Consider the following 17963-nt stretch of genomic DNA (forward strand, 5'->3'; position numbering starts at 1 on the left):
CACTCTCATCTGCTAGTATTACTATTTTTTATTACTAATGTTGCCGTTTCACTCGGATGGCTAAGAGGAAAATGATGGCCATATGGAACAAAATCAACCTTACCAAGATGCGATGGAGCAGAATAGCCTCTGTCATAATCCCCCCAAATAATGTTAAGATTATACTTTGTTACTTCATTGAAATCACCTTGATCGTTTTTCAATAGTAAACTGTTAAGCTGAACCGTAGTATTTAAAATTCTAGGAGAAGTAAAACTGTTACTTATTTTTTCAATATAATGTTCAGGGATGCTCTCCGTACATTCAAACAAACCACTACTTAATAAATAACGCTCTATCAAATTAGTAGTTGCCAATTTTAATGTCCATTTGTTCATAAATTGAGGAACATTTAGCGATTTAGCATTTTTTTTAGCAACAGGTGGCTGAAGTAAAGTGATTGAATACTTCTTATCTATGTACTCTTGTACCAATACTTCCAGAAGAATAAATGCACCGAATGAATGGCCAATTAGATGTGCACCATTAGTAGCTTTCTCCAATAACTTTTTCACTACATTCAAATAGATATCTAGAAGATTTTTCTCTCGTTTAAAAGGAGAACGTCCCAAACCTGGAAGATCCAAGATCCATACAGGTTGACCAGTTTTTTCATGAAGATCTTGTGCTAAAGGAAATAAATCCTCTCCATCACTCAATAAACCATGTAATAAAATAAACGGTTTACCCTCTCCTTGTAATTGGTAAAGGGTAGTGTTATCGCATAATATTCGTTTAAATAAATGATTATGCTGGCCATTTTGATACATCATTCGATAATCCAGATCAGCTACTACGGCAGGGAAAAATTTCATTACACTCGTCTTCTTAAACCAATCTCCTCCCATAATTTTTTTCGCTGAAACATTTGAAAATTTTCGTTTTGTAATAAAATTCAGTCCATCAGAAGGGATTTTTGTTATTTTACTTACTCCACTATTCATAATTGCTTTCATAAGTGGCATTGGGACAGAGATTTTTGGTGCCCTCATATTCATACTTTCCGACATAATACTTAATAATTCAGCAATGTTCTGATCGTGCTGTTTGTCTTCAACAAGTGTATATGTTTGAATAGTCGGTTGCTCCAATCTGAAAACCTGCACAATAAACTTCGCAAGCTCATCGTTTGAAATAAGTGGTAAACTATATCCCTTACCTCCAGGAATCACTGGCATGAGCCCTCTTCGCATACTCATCACAAGCAAACCTAATCCTGCTATCTGCTCTGTACTCCCTGTTTTACTACTACCGACTACAGTTGGCGGATTAATTACAGAAAGCGGATAACCTACTGCTGATGCCTGCTGACGGATATAAAGATCTGCTAAAAATTTTGTTCTCTCATATGGATTTTTTATTTTCAAATAATTGTTTCCTTCTTTAAACACATCAATTGCAATCTTGCTATTTTTATCATCAAAGGGACTCATATAACCTACAACATGAATAAATTGTTGCAAGCCCTTCAATTGATGAATACTTTTAGCTAATTCACTAATATGTTTGGCGCCATTTAAAAATACGGAAGCTGCCTCTTTACTTGTCGCTTGAATATCCATGGGGCCTCCTGCGTGAATAATCACATCCGTTTTCAATATCCTCTCCTTATCTTCAGCACTTAGACCTAAATCTATTTTCGTCAAATCACCTTCAATAAAGTGCATAACTGCCTTTTTTAAGATGTCTCTTTCTTGAAAAATGCGTGTTGCTTTACTTTTCGACCTCACTAAAAGAAGCATTTTAACATCCTCTTTGGCTAATTCTTTCACTAATTGCTTTCCAATAAAGCCTGTTCCACCAGTTAAAAATACTGTTCTCATATAAAATCTCCTTTTTAGTACTATTTAGTACTAATTTGATGTAAAAAAAAGCTTCTTTTATCGAAGCAAGTTAAAAAATTGATCTGCTGTTTTCGTGATTACAGTTGCATCCTTCAATGTTTCTGAAATAAATAACGCTCCTTCAAGATTTGTAATAAAAAGTGATGCAACCTCATCAATATTAATCGTATTTCTGAATTCCCCATTCTCTACCCCTTGTTTAAGTAATAGAGAAACTTTCTTTTGTAATTCTGTAAAAAAAAGACCTATTTTTTCTTTTATTTGCGTGGCCTGTTTAGGACTTTGAATATATAGAGTAACAAATGGACAGCTCCCCTTATACTCTCTCGACTGAACTCCTTGTGATAATTGCTTTAAAAACAGTTGGATACGATCTTCAACTAAAAATTGGTTCTGAGAAAGTACGTCATCAATTGCAGATTGATACATTTCAATCCAATAATCAACGACCCCTTCTAATAATTCCTCCTTATTAGAAAAGTGATAATACACATTAGACTTTGAAACTTTGCTTACACGTACTAATTCATCCATACTTGTATAAGCAAACCCTTTTTCTAAAAATAATGTTGCAGCTACTTCAATCACACGTTTTTGATTCATTAATTTTACCTTTGTCATAACTAGAACTATATAGTACTAATTTAAATGTTGCAAGTATTTATGTTAATTTAGAAAAAAGTTTGATTAAAAAAGTTCCACTAACATTGATTTTACTGTAAAAAAATCTTATTTTGAATAAAGTTGAACTGAAACCCGAAATTGTTAATTCACTATCGTCTAATAGGACTTCTTCAACTTCACCATTTTCATTATATTGATAAACAGTTATAGGGGTCCCGCCCCATCACAATCAAGCTAAAGGGAAATTGTATCCATAAAACGAAAAAAACACTATTCTTTTTGTAGAAATATACAGAAAGGATGGTGTTTTTGATATGAATTTATCGATTTTTGATGAACTAGAATTGTTTTCTAAAGAGTTAAAACGATATATGTCACCGCATGCTTTGGAACAGTTAGCAAGAAAAGTAGGGTTTGTTCAACGAAAAAGTAAATATCGCGCACAAGATTTAGTAGCCTTATGTATTTGGTTAAGTCAAAACATAGCCCATACTTCATTGACACAATTATGTAGTCGATTAGAAGCTAACACAGGTATTTCTATGAGTCCTGAAGGACTCAATCAACGTTTTAATTCTCAGGCTGTTCAGTTTTTACAACAACTCTTAGCACATTTACTTCATCAACAATTTTGTCCTTCTAGCAAAATTCCAACTTTGTATACAAACTATTTTCGGCGTATTCGTGTATTGGATTCTACACATTTTCAGGTTCCAGATAAATTCACTTCTACATATCAAGGTTCAGGTGGTAGTGGTCAAAATGCTGGCGTGAAAATTCAACTAGAGTATGACTTACTAAGTGGCCAGTTTCTACATGTTCATGTAGGATCAGGAAAAAACAATGATAAAACGTATGGTTCTACTTGTTTAACGTCCCTTCAACCGAACGATGTATGTATACGTGATTTAGGGTACTTCGATTTAAAGGACCTACATACGATAGACAAGAGTAATGCTTATTTTATTTCAAGATTAAAGCTCAATACACGTATATATCAGAAGAATAAAGAGCCTGAATACTTTCAAAATGGAACAATAAAAAAGCACTCTGAGTACATCCAATTAGATATGGAGCAATTCATTGACCAATTACAGTCCGGTGAAACATATGAAATTCCTGAGATTTATATTGGAATGTATCAAAAGCTTCCGGCAAGACTAATTCTGTATAAATTAACTGAAACGCAAATGAAACGTAGACAAAAGGATTTAGCATCTAAAGAACATAAGAAGCAAATTACCTATAAAGAACGCAGTAAGCGGCTTAGTGCAATTAACTTTTACATTACAAATATTCCTTTGGAATATCTACCAAAGGAACAAGTATACGATTTTTACTCCTTACGATAGCAAATTGAACTTATCTTTAAAACATGGAAATCGTTTTTTCGTATTCACCACTGTAATTCTGTAAAATTAGAACGACTAGAATGTCACTTATACGGACAATTAATAAGTATCCTTCTTTGTTCCTCCACCATGTTTCAAATGCGCCAATTACTCCTCATCAAGAAGAAACGAGAATTAAGTGAATATAAAGCAATTTATATCATCAAAGATTATTTTTCACTTATTTATCAATCTTTACAAAAAGACACTCAAGAATTAACAAAGATATTGTTTCGTCTGTTTAATCTCTTACAGAAAAACGGACGAAAAGCACATAGGTATGAGAAAAAAACAGTCTTTGATATCTTAGGTGTCGTATACAACTTTTCTATGTCTCACAATCATGTAGCGTAATCCAAAAAAATTGAAACCCGATAGGGTTTATTTGTTATGCAAATCTTTAAAGAACTTACACTGGATCTTTAGAAAAAAGAAAAAATCTCACGTGAAATTAAACTTATATAATCTTAGCTTGATGGCGATGGGGTATTTCCCACAAGACACTAAGTTTGGCGTTAAAGGAATTAGAGGCGGATGGAATCGTGGTAAGAAAAGAATATCCGCAAATCCCTCCTAAAGTGGAGTACAGTTTATCAGAACGAGGGCAGTCCCTTATTCCGGTGTTAGATACCATGTGTGAATGGGGAATCGCGAATAGATCATAAGACCAGTACGGTATTCTGTTTTTGGTGAAGTGAAATTTAGGCAAGGCGAGCATTAACACAGCGACGCAAAGGCACATTCCATTTTGAGGAATGTACCTTTCTTCATGGTTAAGACTTGCCTCGTGAAGGAAATTCAGCACATGGCTCACCGATTATGGAATTTCCAATAATATGAAGAATATGAAGTCTGTATTTCCAATATGTCTTGATTTTGTTGTAGTATAAGCTCGCTACTTATACTCTCCTTTAGGTAAGGTGCTTTCCTAAATGTGCATACTTACTTTTTTTCTAATCGTCAGATATACTCAGTACCGAACGAGACAAATATATCTAATAGAAAGTGGTGGATTCTTTGAAAACACTGGTTATTGTTACTCACCCTAATATTGAAAGCTCCATTATTAACAAAAGATGGTTGGAGGAATTGAGAAAGCATCCAGGAGAAATTACGGTACATGAGATACACAAAGCATATCCAGATGAGAACATTGATGTTAGCAAAGAGCAGAAGTTAATTGAAGAACATGGTACGATCATTTTTCAGTTCCCAATCTATTGGTTTAACTGCCCACCTTTTTTGAAAAAGTGGTTTGATGATATATTTGTAGAAGGATGGGCATACGGTAAAGGAGGAGACAAACTTAAAAATAAAAAGATCAGCTTTGCAGTTTCCGCTGGGATCAAATCAAAAGATTATTCATCGACTGGCAGATACAAGTATACGTTAGAGGAGTTGCTACGTCCGTTTAAAACAATCTGTACGTATACACAAGCAAACTATCAGCCATTTTATGCATTTTATGGAGCAGAACATGAGCCGTCCAGTCAAGAGGTTGATTTCAGTTCCCAAGAATACATTCAATTTATTAAATCGTTATAAACTCCAAAGGAGCAGCTGAGCGGAACTACACGGCCAGTAGGGAGACGGCACTTGAAACTGCTGTCTCCCCTTTTTTCTTGGCACCTATTCTACACCGCAGATCTGTCTTTGCACAATCCCCCTGGTGTACTAGAATGAGGAAAGGAACCACAACGATAAATAAGCTTCTCTGTTACAAGAAAGCCTAAAAATTTCGTTCTAGGGATGCAATAAAACTTTAACTTGATGGGCATGGGGTATTTGTTGCTCCTAGCTTGACGGCGTGGCGGGACGAGACCTGTTAGAGATTATTTCACGTATTAAAATAGAAAAAATGAATGAAAAATGGATTTACCAAACATTATATGATTAAACAAATTGAAGAATATTCCCCAATCTCTTATCACATAAATATCATCAAAGCCAAAACAATCGGATATTATATGCTTCGCCTCGGTTTTTCTGTTTTAATTCCTGTACTTAGAATAAGGCTCCGTATATTTGATTAAAATCACTCCTACAACATTCTTTTACCCGTGGCGTCTCTGAAATTCCGTTAAAAAATCCGTTAAAACCTTGCACTGATTATATGTGACACTGTTATAAATAGAAGCCCGTAAGTGCCCCACATCTCTGTGCCCCTCCAGGCCAATAAAGCCGTTAAGCCTCAATTCATGCAATAAGCACCTTTCCAATTCTTCATTCAGCAGGCTAAATGTAACATTCATAATGGAGCGACTGTCCCTGTGAGCCAACCCTTTATAAAATCCGCCGCTTCTGTCAATGATAAGTCCAAATTTTGAAAGGTCGGGAAAGAATATCGCTGGACATATCACAAATTAATGGTATTTTCCTGTCCGGGACTGTCTATGTTTAATTTCATACTCCCCCATTTTTCAATCGTTCGTCCTAGCGTCATACAAAGGGAACCGGGAAGTAATTTCCTTCACCTTACCCTTCATTTGTTCCTGAACGGCTGACTGCTGCGGATTTTTTAATGTGAGTGCAATGATTCTGGCAATCTCCTTCATTTCTTCCACCCCCATGCCTCTTGTTGTCACCGCAGGGGTGCCAAGACGAATCCCGCTCGTAACGAGCGGACTATTCGTATCAAAAGGGATTGCATTTTTATTGACAGTAACCCCTATATCATCAAGTAATTGCTGGGCTTCTTTTCCGGTCAACCCGATATTACGCAAATCAATGAGAATGATATGATTATCGGTTCCTCCTGTAACAACACACAACCCTTCTGCCATCAATGCTTCCGCTAAAATTTTGGCATTTCGAATCACGTTTTCTATATATGTTTTGAATTCGGGTTGAGCAGCTTCTTTGAAAGCAACGGCTTTTGCAGCAATGATGTGCATGAACGGACCGCCCTGGGTAGCTGGAAAAACCGCTTTGTCAATAGCCTGTGCCCATGTCTTCTTACATAAAATAACTCCGCCTCTTGGTCCGCGTAACGTTTTGTGGGTTGTTGTCGTCACAAAGTGGGCATACGGCACAGGGTTCGGATGCAATCCTGCAACCACGATGCCTGCGATATGAGCCATATCCACAAGGAATAAAGCGCCTACTTCATGGGCAATTTGAGCAAAGGGTTCAAAATCAATCGTACGTGGATAAGCGCTTGCTCCTACTACAATCATACGGGGTTTGTGTTTATGCGCTAAATTTCGCACTTCGTCAAGGTCAATACGGAAGGATTGAGCGTTCACTCCATATGAAATAAAATTATACAATTGCCCAGAAGCATTAACAGAACTTCCATGTGTTAAATGGCCACCATGCGACAAATTCATACCCAAGATCGTATCTCCAGGTTCTACAGCGGCAGAGTAAACGGCCATGTTCGCCTGCGCCCCTGAATGTGGCTGCACATTGGCATATTCGGCACCAAATAGCTCTCTAACTCTTTCCCTCGCCAATTCTTCTACAATATCTACATAGGCACAACCGCCGTAATATCTCTTTCCAGGGTAGCCTTCCGCATATTTATTGGTCAGAACCGTTCCCATTGTCATCATTACCGCTTCGCTCACAAAATTTTCAGAAGCAATAAGTTCAAGTTTGTCACGTTGCCGTTCGAGCTCTTGTTTGACAGCCTCGGCTATATCCGGATCTTGTTCAGGTAAATATTTCATTTTATTTTCCTCCCCCTAAAAAATTGCTTTTGCTTCAATAACGGCCTCCACGTCTTGAAGAGATAAATCATCAGGTTCTTTCATGGATAGACCAACTTCCAAATATCCAAGATTGCCGTAAATATGTTGCTCTTCAAGTACATGATTGATGGTCCCATATATCGGGTTCAGTATAAATCGAAAGGAGCGATTTTTTCAATTTCATAATCTATATCATAATAATAGGAATATCCTATGATAATAATCTCAAAAAAAGCAATACATATAAAAGAATCATCAGGTTTTACCCCTCCCTACAACAATAAAAGCAGCAGCTACTCTGGCTACTGCTTGTTGTCAGGTTCACTTAGGACTTTTCAGAAAAAGAAGGGGGTGGATGCGCCCTGCGCTCCAGTAGAAGAAAGGCCAACGTGTCTTTTTCCGACCGCTCCCGCCCACCGCCCTTCCTTCTTTTCTTACCTCCCACCATAAAAATTGGTCGATTCACCAAATCAGATGTATATAGATATTGGGAACGGTACTCTCTTTTGTTTTACATTATTTCATTATACTGCCTGAATTTTACTATTTCTCTTTATCTACATGTATCCCCAGATCATTGACAAGAATATCGTATAAGACGCTGGACTCCTTATTTAGGGTATCCAAGAAATTTTTTCCACCCCTATCAACTCCAAGTTGCTCTTCAGTAAGATACTGTGTGGCTGAAATATTCTGTGCTTTTATCGGTTGATTTATATTCCAGTTTTCATTTTTCGATTCAATTTTCAGGGATTCAATTCCGCTTTCATCAGGGATTGGAAATGCGAAATGGAATGTCATATCAGACTTGCGTTCATGGAGTTTGTTATCAACCAGAATATCCGCCTTAATATAATTATTTTTGCTGAAGAGTTGTTGTGATGTTTTATCTTGTTTAAGCGTAGTAAGTTGTTCCTTAAGTTTAACAACCATTGTATCCAGCTCTTTTTGGAATGTTTCTGTTGTCAGTTTTACTGAAGCATCTGTCTCATTAATGGTATTGACTAGAACCTCGATAGCTTCCTTATCTTTACTTATTCCTTCCATGAAGCTAAGAATAAGGGAAGGAATTTCATCTCCATATATTTCCACATGAATATTCTTCCCATTTATGCTCTCGTCCAGTACTTTATCCTGCTTGGATGTTACTTCAAGTGTAGATGGATTCGGCAGGTGTTTAACAATGTACGGAGTAAGCTTTTTGATAGTAGCAATATAATTTTCATTGTTAGCAGATGGTGAACCTGTTTTATCTATCATGCGAATCGGCTTACTTGCATTATCTAACTGAAGAATGACTTCCTCTTGTTTAAGGAACAGCTTAAAAGGAATGTCACCCTTTCTTACTGTGATTGTACCCACAATTGACATCGTATCTTTATTTTCGTTAATCATGTGCGCAGTGATTTTTATGTCACTGAATAACTTCAACAACTTCAATGCTTCTTTATCTTCAACTTTTTTCTCATCATATTTCAAATTAATAGTAGTAACTCCCTTTGACTCCATCGATGCGATTTCCATTTGTTTTACTGCGTATTGAGTAAAATCCATGTTTCCGACAGACGAACAACCCGTTAATAATATGACTGTTGCACCTGCGCTGGCTAAAATTCTCTTCATTTTTTTCATTTTACTTTCTCCTTTTTTTACAAATTTGTAAAGCATCTTTATCTATTTGGCAGATTTCTTCATCCATTCAACAAGACTCATGTTGCTGGTAAAACGAATCTGCTCAACCTCCTGAATCGATTGAAGTTCGCCATTATGAATAAGCACTGCCATATCAAGAATTGGCTCAACTTCTGCAACTTCATGGGTAGACATGATAACGGTCTGCCTTTCAACATCAATAAAGGAAATCAAACTTTTGATAATAGAATTTCGAACAATGGGATCAAGACCAGACAACGGTTCATCCATTAAAATCAGCGGCACTTGGCGGGAAAGTGCCAGAATGATCTTTAATCGCCCTTTATTGCCTTTTGATAGTACTTTTATAAACTGGTCACCCGGTAACTCCATAAATGTCAGCATTTCTATTGCTTTCTTCTTATCAAAATCACTATATATACTGCCGAAAACATCAATGGTCTGTTGTACCGTATAGAATGGATATAAATGATCTCCATCCGGTAAAAACGAAACCTGTTCTGGAATCCGCCTTTTGATCTGCTCTCCATTGATCATAACCATTCCACGAGTTGGCCTGATTAGTCCAGCCATTAGTTTCAGCATTGTTGATTTCCCGCTCCCGTTTGTGCCGATAAGTCCAATAATTTTACCTCTTGGAAGTTCAAAACTTATATTATGAAGGGCAACTTTGCTCTGGTATTTTTTCGATACATGTTGAAATTTTACTAGCACATCCGACATAGAATTCTCACTCTCCTAACCGTGCGTTTTATTCTTCCTGTTTCAAATAATCCTGGATGCCTTCAATAATCTCAGAAGGCGAAAAACCCATTTCCTTCATATTTCTTACAAACTCTCCGATGTATTCAACCTTAAGCTGCACCCGCAATCGCTCCAATTCTTCTAGATTCTCCGTCACGAATGACCCCTGACCTCTTCTTGCCTCTACAATGTTCATCCGCTCAAGTTCAGAATAGACACGTTGTACAGTATTCGGATTAACTCCGGATTGCACCGCCATCTCCCTTACAGAGGGAAGCTTCTCCCCCGGTTTTATTTCCTCTCGCACAATTTGACGGCAAATACGCGCCACAATCTGCTGATAAATTGGTTGTGAAGCGTTAAATTCTTCGCCCATCTATTACACCTCTACCTTCCTGTCCAGTAACCATCCTGCAAGAAAGAAAAAGACTGCCATTAATGGTAGTTCAAATACCACTTCCCCCTTGTACATTTCAAGGTACGCCCAGACGGAATCTCCTGAAAAAGCTCCCCATTTCGTTAATGTACTGTACATCTCCGTTCCACTAAAGGAAAACCAGCACCAAAACAAAAAGGTGAAAAGGACAAATATAGTGAACCCGCTAAACCGTTGTAGTTTGCGTTTTACAGCCTGAATAGAGATATTGAACAAAAGAATCCAAAAACCAAGACTCAGACTCATAAATAAAATCAGAGAAAACACCGATAAATAGGCACCTTTCATATAACTGATATAGGCTCTCGGATCAAACTCATCCAGAGAGGCGGATTGTGCTAACAATAAGGTACTGTTCCCTTCTATCTGACCGATGCTAAAGAAAAAGGCGTAAGTGATAGCGTACGAGATACATAGGCTAATCACAGCACTTCCCATTTTCACTGCTAATAATGTCCACCCTGATTGAGGGAATTGAAGCCAATACACATAGGTCCCTTTCCATTCTTTCGATAAACTAATCCATAGGTAAGCTGGTATATAAAAGATATGAGTAAAGAGAAGAACTGTCATCAAAACACTAACTGCCCCTGTGGGTTTTTGGTAGGCAGACCATACACTAAGTAATCCCACGGCAACCAGTACAGCCAAGCTTCCCAACATCCATCCTTTCATTAACTTTAAATCTTTTCCGAGTAATCGAAAGCATGTTTCCATTAAACACCACTCCTTTTGTATCATTGTCTTAGTGTATTAATTAAATAGTACACTAAGACAAAAGAAGAATCAACCAATAATATTTAAAAATATATTTATGCCCCATATAAATTTACACTCAACTTCATCATCTTAGAAAAACAAAAGGGTTCGTTCTACATTTGCATAAAAATTCAATTGATTTTAAAAGCAGTGTTACCACCTAACGAACTCATACTGTAGATATCGTATAGAATAATAGGGAATCTGCTCCTATGCCTATATTGTAAACACAGCTTCTTTCTCATTAACTTGATGGCAATGTAACGGGACCCCTATATGAATTTCATCTGCGTTCATCGGCAGAATCTGGTGAATTTTTAGCTCTGGTATGTCGAGAATTTCATTGATATACTGTATCTGCATCTGTCCATTCTTTATGTTGTTCGGTGAAACTTACAACATTACAGGTTTAGCAGATGTTTTTCCATTTTCAACCTTAGATTAGTTCGTCAAGCACTGGTTTTGGTTTTGAGCCCTTATATGAAAACCTTTTTACTTAAAGGAGAAGGCCAAAATGAAAAAAACATTAATCGTTTTAATGATGTCTATTATGTCACTTAGTTTGTTAAGTGCATGTACGGAGAGTACTAAGCCAATGCAAAGCGCTGTTAATGAAACACAAAAAGGCAAAAGCAGTGAGAGTAATTTAATTTTATACGAGAACACAAAGTATAATTTCACACTAAATATCCCCAAAAAATGGGATGGAAAATATGTTGTACGAGAAAAAGACAATAATATTACATTCTTTAGTAAAGCAAATCAACCAGGGGGAGAATTATTTAATATCCAAGTTTGGGCAAAAGAAAAATGGAACAAAGATGGTGATGAGTTAATAAAACTCATTCATATATCTAAGATTGCAGAACAAGGCGACACTGTATATACTATCAACACGCCTACGGATGTTCAGTATGATAATCAAGATGAGAAGAAAAAGACAGAATATTTATCCATGGCAGACGATATAAATTCGATAAAGGCATCATTTAAATTAAAATAAGTATTCAAAGGCTATCCCCACTAGGATACGGACATATCAACATTGTGGGTAGGTATTCGTTTAACGTATCTAACGATATAGAACAGGGCAGATTACGCCCTTTGTTGCCACTAGAACAAGGAAATGAGGTTGAGAATGAATATGTTTGAACGACCATTTATTTTAGAAAAAGTAAAGTGGATACTACATAGGAAAAAGCGGTTGCATTTTAGTCATCCTATTGTTTTGAAATAAAGTTTGATCAAAAGCCTCTCGCACACCAACATTTTACGATAAATAAAAAGAATCCATTTTGAAAAAAGATTGATCAAAATGGATTCTTTTTCAGCAGATTTAAGTTTGGTTTTTATAAAAAAGTTTGATCACTTTTGAGGTACTAAAGTTTATTTTCGACTTGGCTTATAACATCATCAAAATCCTTTTCTTTGTCTATTCCCATTGAAAGTGTTATTAGATAACCATCAAGGTCTCTCAAAACAAGTTCACGAGCGTTCCAAGGACGATCAATAGGACCTTCTACAACTACTGCATTGGCCTTACTTGCCTTTTTCGAATATAGATCAACATCTTCCACAGAAAAGTTTAAAACGACACCCTTCCCGTTAGAATCCATATCATTTTGTTCTGATTCTGAAATCAACATTATGTCCTGATACTTTTTGCCTCGAATATGAGCCATTACAGTCTTCCCATCTTTGCCTGGTAACTCAAACACAGGTTCAAAATTTAGAACTTCCTTGTACCAGCAAAGGGAACTTTCCATATTACTGACAGAAAGTTTTACAAACAAAGGCATAGGATAAAATTCCATTATGCTTCCCTCCATAATTAAGATACATAAAACATATGCTATTACGTAGCGTGAAGGTCAAGCATTTATCTTATTTTAAAAAGGTGCAGCTTTTTTATAAACGGTTAAAATTTATTTTAAATCAACACAAGAAGGTTAATATACAACTTTGTTTCCCGATATAGGACCTTATTTTCTGTTTACACCTAAAAAAATAAAAAAACGCACATTTTTAAGATGAAATACAGTCTATATAAAGCTATTCATCCTTCTGTCTTGCTATCCATCAAAAACAAAAACCTGGCTTTGGAATAATATCCAAATTCCTTCGTCCAACCTTTCCATAAGGTGGATGTCAGTGATGCTGCCCGTTAGCTTAATGCTTCTATTTGTAGGGTGATCGGCATTCGGAACATATTCTTGTCATCCGACATTTTTTATCATATCGGTCAAGCAGCTCCGGGAAGCAATATCCCAGTTACGGAAAGTCCAGCTCGTCGTCGATGACACGGAACATCTCTCCAGTCTGTACCGGGTACCGGGCATCCAGTTCCTCCCACTGCCGCTTAGGTAAAACCAAAAAGTCGTGGGTATCTGAAAAATACGAGGCTTCAAACAGACGAATTTCGTATTTATCCCTGATCAACTCCTGGAACCCACGAATCGTGATATAGCGATCTTTTCCAGAAAAAGTGAGCGCAATCGAATGCAGTTGTCCATTGTAGATAACCTCCAATCCTTTGTCCGTAGTCGTCACCTCAACCGTTTCATCCGGAAGCCGTTCACCGAACAATCGGACGATTTCCTCATCATACTCTCGCCAATCTACGGTGACGCCGTATATAAAAGCGAACACCATCGGAATTTGCTCCTTGATCGCAAACTCGTCCGACAGTTCTTGTACATCATCCATCAATTGATAGTGCTCCAATGTTTCACGATGCTTCTCAATAAATTGTTGTAGCTGTCGCTCGGCATTCTCATCTCATTATCCTCCTTGTGTTCACCCAATCGGCCAGAATCACTTCTGTAACCTGTTCTGACATAACCGTGATCGTCAATGACCTATATAATATGGACACAATTAGTAAGAAAAAAGTTGCAGTTGCTTTGTACGTTCCGTGTATCTAATTCCTTTCTTCTTTTCACGAATCGCGTAGGTAGTTTTTCTTCCCCCCACGTATACGTCCCTTCATTCAATTACTTGTCCAGGAGCCGACTGTTCCATAAAATCTTGTAAACGAAAATAACCTATATAGATTTTGTTTAAGCCATTAACTTATACATCCAATTCGTTTTAAAACACGTTCATGATTAGCGCGCATTATTTATGATCATAATGACGAATTTACCTGCATACCGAGTGACCACTTTCTTTAAAAACAGTAAAAAGGAAGCCGCATCACAGGAAGAAGCTGTTGCACAAAAGACATCACCGCTATGAATATCAACCGTTCCAAACAATTTGAGAAGGCTTTCATCTGTGAGTAGCGTGTTTCATTCCAGTTTCAAAGCATATTAAATTAAACCCTTAATCTATTGATATATTTAATTCATAGGCTCTGTTAAACTTTAATGTTGATTTTAACACAATGTAAAGGAACTTCACTAAGCGAGCTTCTTTATTTTTTACCAGTTTGTACAATTTCGTTTAACCATTGCTTAAATGCTATTTCAGTTTCTGTATTTGCGTTTACAATTTTATATCTCTGTTCTACGGGTAAATTTCTATACCATTCTTGGCTTTCTACACTGTGGCGTTCATTTTTGGGCATTAAGTTATTCCAATCTAAATGATTTAAGTTAGAGATTGCTTGATTAGATAATTTTTCGTATAGTGCATCTATTTCTATACCATCATCTTGTTTGCCGTAATCTTCTAAAAACAAAATTTTTTTCTTATCATCTCTCATATAGTAACAGTAGCCTTCGTATTCTAAGTCACCTATACCCAATGTAGGGTGTTCGTGGTTTTCAGTACATAAACAAATACCGCAATTAAATGACTGAAAAATACTTTTAAATCTTGGAAGAAATTCATACTTTATTGGTGTTATAAGCGGGCAATACCATTCTCTTTGTTTTAGACCTAAATATCTTTCCTCAATTCGTATTTCAACATATTTATCTTCGTTAAAATCCTCTTTTTTCTTGTCATTTAAATAGTACCTAATATATTTATCAACAATTCTTTTAATATGTTGATGTGGTGGTAATAAATCGCCATACATAAGTAATACTAATTTCTCCATTAATGTATATACACCTCAAATATATTTTTTACCTTATTACTTCCGTTTTAGTTGGTTACGAATTAACTTGTTAAATTGAATTTGGACAAATGCAAGCTGTCATAAGTATCTGTCATTTAAAATAAAAATGATGATAATAAGAACTCTTTAATGTTGTGTTTAGTGCTTTCGTTACTACGACTATCTACAAACAAGAACCAATCATACTATCAACTTTTGTTTTCACAACACGCCCCATACAGGCAACCTTTGAGACAGTTGATTTGGTACGGTCTCTTACAACAAGGACACAAACCTGTTCGTGGCTTATCCCTCGATGTTTAGATTTTCTACCACATTTACGAGGTTTACGTTCTGTAATGCCACGTTGCCCTTTTTGAGAGTATAAGAAGTAGGTTTCGGCAACTTCAACGATACTTTCAAATTGCTCAAAATCTATTTGTTTTAATGCACTTAACAATTTATGTCTCCAATAAAAAAGCGTAACCCAAGTAACCCCTACGATTTCGGAAGATTTTCGCAGAGAATAGCCTTTGAACATACAATCAACAAATCAAATCACGAATCCGTCTTTCATCAACAGAAGGCTGAAAACTGAAATCGAATTGCTCCAACGTTTTATGGAAAAGTAAATGAGCCAATCGTGTTTTCATTCGAATGAATCAATCCCTTTTAGCCACGATTTCCTCTTATAAAAGCTTGTCCAAGAACTCCAAATACGATATATTCTGAGCAGCAGCTTCTTCTGCGTGGCTGTGAATAATTTCCGGGATTCGTACCCACCCCATTTGCGAAAAGGCTTCTTCTAAACGGGCCTGAAGTATCATTGTACGACCACCTCTTCATCAGCAAACTGCTCATAAACTGATAAATCACGTTCCACCACTTCTGGGCTTGGATTTGAAACCAAATGCGGCATAGGTTGGAGAGTTCGATGTCTACATCATGAATTCCTTCGCCATTCCTTTTGTAACAATAGGCAAGCTTTCGACCCTCCAACATAGGATCCGCCGCCGATCTTTCCTTTGATTGATGCAACGCCCCGTTACTTACCATATTTGTATGGCGCAGGCCGTACGAACGTACATCTTCATAGGCAAGCCGGGAAAAATCATCCTTTGTCCATATGCGGGCGATTCTGTCCTTTTCCAGGTAGACAAAGGAATCAGCAATGGGCAGGGGATGAAGACGGTGTTCACTGATGAGCAGAGTCGTATCGTTTTGTTTGAGCGTGCCCAACATTTCAAGCAAAGTTTGAGTCGCATGATGATCAAGATTGGCGGTAGGCTCGTCCAGAATTAGAAGCGGCCGCATAACACGACGCATTGCCCGGCCTCCACAAACAATCCGATATTTTTCACGCCTGTTTCGTTTCCAGCTCCCCCATCTTTATTGCCATAGCAGAAGGTGACGCCATTCAGCTTAATCATGGGGCCATGCCCCCCGCTAAATAAATAGCTGCCCCCATCAGGACGTAACCCCCTATTATCATGCAGTCTACAACCTTAAAGCCTACAGGATGAATGGAGGTTCTGACGCAGCTGCACTCGATCCCCCGAAGTTCCGCAGACGACGCAAGCTCCACAGACAGCTTTAGGCACCGGACGATCAACGGCATAAAGAAGCATTCATAAGCCATTACAGGATGCCGCAGCGCATTGTACCAGCGGGGGAAAATGCTTCTGGCCCGGATGCCGTCGCGGATTGCACCAATTTCCATCATCAAAACGGGGTAAAAGCGGATCAGAATGCAGAGCATAACCAAAACCGGTTTTGGAACGGATAATCTTTCCAAAGCGCACATGATGCTGCCGGGAGCTGAATGAATCAGCGCTGTCCCGATCATGACCATAGGTATTAATCTGGCAAACGTGTAAAGAATGATGATGATTGATCCAGAATAATCCGGCAGTATAGACAAAGCGGCCATTAATGCGATATAGGAAAGAAAAAAATGAACCGCCTTCCTGAACAATTGATTGCAAAACAAATACAATACGCTTAAAACAACCATCAAATGCACCTGCAATGCATCACTTGCAAGCGTAGCCAGGATACTTGCCAAAATCAGCGTAATTACGTGTGTTCTGGGATCAAGCTGCGTCATACCAATTTGGCTTTTTTCACATGCTTTTTCAACAGCGTGTTTCCAAGGAAGCAACCGGCAAATGCTCCCGTAAGAGAAATCGCACACATGCTCAGAACCATGCTCGGCGTACTAAAATAATACACCATGTTATCAAGCTCTGACGGAGGATAGCTTTGCGACAAAATCGCCAGATATTGCTCCCTGAAGAAAACAAACGGTACAGCACCGCAAAGGGAGTAACCCACATAAAATATCCCGTAGCCTATGGCATTGCGGAGAGGGTGTTTATATGTATCCTTTCCCCACATGATCAGCTCGCACAAGACACCCACGACAGCTAGTGTGATCAAGAAGTATACAAATCCGAAAGCCAACAAATATAATCCCGTGAGCAGGGCGGTAAAAAACAAAACACCCCGTTTGCCTATTTTATTGGACATCACCATGTAAACAGGACCATTAACTAACGCCGTAATTCCCCCTACAGCCAGAAAATGAAGGGGACGGGCAAACATGTCAACCATTGTCATAACAATGATCATCAAGACATTAAAAATGGCAAGTGTAATGAAGTCCCTCATTTTCCAGTTGTTTTGGACAGCTCTGTTTTGTGTTTGCATTTGTGCTTGCATAATCGTTCCTCCTTG

At 37.6% G+C, this 17963-nt stretch carries 17 protein-coding genes and 5 pseudogenes; 5 read left to right on the forward strand and 17 right to left on the reverse strand.

The window, feature by feature from the left end:
• Positions 1-5: 5 nt before the first annotated feature.
• Positions 6-1862, reverse strand: a complete 1857-nt coding sequence (locus AF333_RS18030; protein ID WP_043068595.1) for an alpha/beta fold hydrolase — start codon at positions 1860-1862, stop codon at positions 6-8.
• A 57-nt stretch (positions 1863-1919) separates the two neighbouring features.
• Positions 1920-2486, reverse strand: a complete 567-nt coding sequence (locus AF333_RS18035; RefSeq protein ID WP_043068594.1) for a TetR/AcrR family transcriptional regulator — start codon at positions 2484-2486, stop codon at positions 1920-1922.
• A gap of 335 nt (positions 2487-2821) precedes the next feature.
• On the opposite strand from AF333_RS18035, the pseudogene AF333_RS18040 reads away from it, so the two are divergent.
• The 3 genes and pseudogenes from AF333_RS18040 to AF333_RS18045 all read left to right on the forward strand — a co-directional run bounded on the left by AF333_RS18040 (position 2822) and on the right by AF333_RS18045 (position 5443).
• Positions 2822-4252, forward strand: a pseudogene (locus AF333_RS18040) (IS4 family transposase).
• Between the two features lie 134 nt (positions 4253-4386).
• Positions 4387-4563: pseudogene (locus AF333_RS32020) on the forward strand (winged helix-turn-helix transcriptional regulator); the annotation flags it as partial.
• A 352-nt stretch (positions 4564-4915) separates the two neighbouring features.
• The gene (locus tag AF333_RS18045) at positions 4916-5443 is read left to right on the forward strand and encodes an NAD(P)H-dependent oxidoreductase (RefSeq protein WP_043068593.1); all 528 of its coding nucleotides are present in this window, start codon (positions 4916-4918) and stop codon (positions 5441-5443) included.
• An 875-nt stretch (positions 5444-6318) separates the two neighbouring features.
• Here AF333_RS18045 and AF333_RS18050 read toward each other — a convergent pair.
• The 6 genes from AF333_RS18050 to AF333_RS18070 form a co-directional block, all read right to left on the reverse strand.
• Positions 6319-7569, reverse strand: a complete 1251-nt coding sequence (locus tag AF333_RS18050) for a serine hydroxymethyltransferase (RefSeq protein ID WP_053432716.1) — start codon at positions 7567-7569, stop codon at positions 6319-6321.
• A gap of 346 nt (positions 7570-7915) precedes the next feature.
• Positions 7916-8059 carry a hypothetical protein gene (locus AF333_RS35630; RefSeq protein ID WP_235496565.1) on the reverse strand — a complete coding sequence of 48 codons (144 nt, stop codon included), beginning with the start codon at positions 8057-8059 and terminating at the stop codon, positions 7916-7918.
• Between the two features lie 74 nt (positions 8060-8133).
• Positions 8134-9222: a hypothetical protein gene (locus AF333_RS18055; protein WP_043068591.1), complete on the reverse strand. Its 1089-nt coding sequence runs from the start codon at positions 9220-9222 to the stop codon at positions 8134-8136.
• Between the two features lie 42 nt (positions 9223-9264).
• On the reverse strand, positions 9265-9966 hold the full coding sequence (locus AF333_RS18060) for an ABC transporter ATP-binding protein (protein WP_043068590.1): 702 nt from the start codon (positions 9964-9966) through the stop codon (positions 9265-9267).
• A 28-nt stretch (positions 9967-9994) separates the two neighbouring features.
• Positions 9995-10363, reverse strand: a complete 369-nt coding sequence (locus tag AF333_RS18065; RefSeq protein WP_043068589.1) for a GntR family transcriptional regulator — start codon at positions 10361-10363, stop codon at positions 9995-9997.
• 3 nt (positions 10364-10366) lie between these two features.
• A complete protein-coding gene (locus AF333_RS18070) occupies positions 10367-11140 on the reverse strand; it encodes a hypothetical protein (protein ID WP_043068588.1) in 774 nt (257 codons plus the stop codon).
• A 556-nt stretch (positions 11141-11696) separates the two neighbouring features.
• Between AF333_RS18070 and AF333_RS18075 the strand changes: the two genes are divergently transcribed.
• Entirely contained in the window at positions 11697-12185 is a 489-nt protein-coding gene (locus tag AF333_RS18075; protein WP_043068587.1) for a hypothetical protein, read from the forward strand.
• A 376-nt stretch (positions 12186-12561) separates the two neighbouring features.
• Here AF333_RS18075 and AF333_RS18080 read toward each other — a convergent pair whose 3' ends face one another.
• The 6 genes and pseudogenes from AF333_RS18080 to AF333_RS37815 form a co-directional block, all read right to left on the reverse strand.
• Entirely contained in the window at positions 12562-12996 is a 435-nt protein-coding gene (locus tag AF333_RS18080; RefSeq protein ID WP_043068586.1) for a VOC family protein, read from the reverse strand.
• A 457-nt stretch (positions 12997-13453) separates the two neighbouring features.
• Positions 13454-13888, reverse strand: coding sequence for a hypothetical protein (locus tag AF333_RS18085; protein WP_235356725.1), 435 nt, complete (start codon positions 13886-13888; stop codon positions 13454-13456).
• A gap of 186 nt (positions 13889-14074) precedes the next feature.
• Positions 14075-14245, reverse strand: a pseudogene (locus tag AF333_RS35635) (IS4 family transposase); the annotation flags it as partial.
• Positions 14246-14597: 352 nt separating this feature from the next.
• Positions 14598-15227 (reverse strand): hypothetical protein, encoded by a 630-nt coding sequence (locus AF333_RS18090; RefSeq protein WP_043068585.1) that lies wholly within the window; start codon positions 15225-15227, stop codon positions 14598-14600.
• 116 nt (positions 15228-15343) lie between these two features.
• Positions 15344-15780, reverse strand: a pseudogene (locus AF333_RS32025) (IS1595 family transposase); the annotation flags it as partial.
• Position 15781: 1 nt separating this feature from the next.
• A pseudogene (locus tag AF333_RS37815) lies at positions 15782-16054 on the reverse strand (ATP-binding protein); the annotation flags it as partial.
• A 235-nt stretch (positions 16055-16289) separates the two neighbouring features.
• Here AF333_RS37815 and AF333_RS37820 point away from each other — a divergent pair.
• Positions 16290-16529, forward strand: a complete 240-nt coding sequence (locus AF333_RS37820) for a hypothetical protein (RefSeq protein WP_139189151.1) — start codon at positions 16290-16292, stop codon at positions 16527-16529.
• On the opposite strand, the gene AF333_RS36885 is transcribed toward AF333_RS37820, so the two are convergent.
• Genes AF333_RS36885 through AF333_RS18110 form a run of 3 tightly spaced genes read right to left on the reverse strand, consistent with a single transcriptional unit; the run spans position 16526 to position 17948 of the window.
• Positions 16526-16657 carry a hypothetical protein gene (locus tag AF333_RS36885; RefSeq protein WP_255322314.1) on the reverse strand — a complete coding sequence of 44 codons (132 nt, stop codon included), beginning with the start codon at positions 16655-16657 and terminating at the stop codon, positions 16526-16528. The genes AF333_RS37820 and AF333_RS36885 overlap by 4 nt on opposite strands.
• Entirely contained in the window at positions 16654-17334 is a 681-nt protein-coding gene (locus AF333_RS18105) for an energy-coupling factor transporter transmembrane component T family protein (protein ID WP_043068636.1), read from the reverse strand. Before AF333_RS18105 ends, AF333_RS36885 begins: the two co-directional genes overlap by 4 nt.
• Complete coding sequence (locus tag AF333_RS18110) at positions 17331-17948, reverse strand: MptD family putative ECF transporter S component (protein WP_235356723.1); 618 nt, start codon at positions 17946-17948, stop codon at positions 17331-17333. Before AF333_RS18110 ends, AF333_RS18105 begins: the two co-directional genes overlap by 4 nt.
• Positions 17949-17963 lie beyond the last annotated feature (15 nt).

The organism is Aneurinibacillus migulanus, assembly GCF_001274715.1.
Classification (GTDB): domain Bacteria; phylum Bacillota; class Bacilli; order Aneurinibacillales; family Aneurinibacillaceae; genus Aneurinibacillus; species Aneurinibacillus migulanus.